Source organism: Stenotrophomonas sp. SAM-B, assembly GCF_013387485.1.
Classification (GTDB): domain Bacteria; phylum Pseudomonadota; class Gammaproteobacteria; order Xanthomonadales; family Xanthomonadaceae; genus Stenotrophomonas; species Stenotrophomonas maltophilia_AA.
Map to the genome: position 1 here is coordinate 1 of NZ_JABBXB010000038.1, position 446 is coordinate 446.

1 rRNA gene is annotated in these 446 nt (G+C 49.8%); it reads right to left on the reverse strand.

What is annotated here, in order from left to right:
* A 16S ribosomal RNA gene (locus HH110_RS19125) occupies window positions 1-446 on the reverse strand; the annotation flags it as partial.

Genomic DNA, 446 nt, shown 5'->3' on the forward strand with positions numbered 1-446 from the left:
CTACACGGGTATCTAATCCTGTTTGATCCCCACGCTTTCGTGCCTCAGCGTCAGTAACAGCTTAGTAAGCTGCCTTCGCAATCGGTGTTCTGTGACATATCTATGCATTTCACCGCTACATGTCACATTCCGCCTACCTCAAGTGTAATCAAGCCCATCAGTATCAAGGGCACTGCGATGGTTGAGCCACCGTCTTTCACCCCTGACTTAATAGGCCGCCTACGCACCCTTTAAACCCAATAAATCCGGATAACGCTTGGATCCTCCGTATTACCGCGGCTGCTGGCACGGAGTTAGCCGATCCTTATTCGTACTATACTTTCAATACGGTACACGTACCGCAAATTACCCTAGTACAAAAGCAGTTTACAACCCATAGGGCCGTCTTCCTGCACGCGGCATGGCTGGTTCAGACTTGCGTCCATTGACCAATATTCCTCACTGCT